The 586-nt window shown below is 65.4% G+C and carries 1 pseudogene; it reads right to left on the bottom strand.

The window, feature by feature from the left end:
* Positions 1 to 586 (bottom strand): annotated as a pseudogene (locus ACFOM8_RS23070) (hypothetical protein); the annotation flags it as partial.

The following is a 586-nucleotide window of genomic DNA, read 5'->3' as shown; positions in this document are numbered from 1 at the left end:
GCCTTGAAGCCGTTGCACTCGGGATCGCAGCCGGTCAGTTCCAGATGCAGGCTGTCCAGATAGTCGGCGCTGACGCGGTTGAAGAAGTTCTCGGCGGTCGGCGTCCAGACCTTGCGGATGCTGGCCCCGCTGTCGGCCTCGATCAGCGCAAAGAAATCGGCATTGCCTGCGTCATAGGGCAAGGTCCGCGCCATGCCTTCCACCAGTGCGGAATTGCGGGCCTTCTTGCCTGCCGCCGTGAAGTCGCGGAAGGCTTGCGCCAGATCCTCGATGCGCAACTCCGGGCGGCTCCATGCCTCATGTCCTGCCGGGGGATGGGCCAGCCGGTCGGACCATTCCAGACCATCCGTCTTGCTCGGGCAGTTCATGGGGCGTCCCGGCGACAGGTCAAAGACATTCGTGCTGACACCAGAGGCCAGCGACAATCCGAAGGCCAGCAGGTCGAACACCATTTCCGGCTTGTCCAGAAGGGCGGTCTGGATCGCGGCCAGCCGGATCGCCTTCATGTCCTCGACCAGTGCGCCGGAATAGGGCGACTTTGGCGCGGGCGCGGCATCGCCGCCGTCCGCATGGGCGGCATGGCCGG

The sequence above is a fragment of the Paracoccus angustae genome (genome assembly GCF_042648745.1).
GTDB classification, from domain to species: Bacteria; Pseudomonadota; Alphaproteobacteria; order Rhodobacterales; family Rhodobacteraceae; genus Paracoccus; species Paracoccus angustae.
Note: the sequence above shows the minus strand (reverse complement) of the source record. Positions and strands in the feature narration are given on the sequence as shown.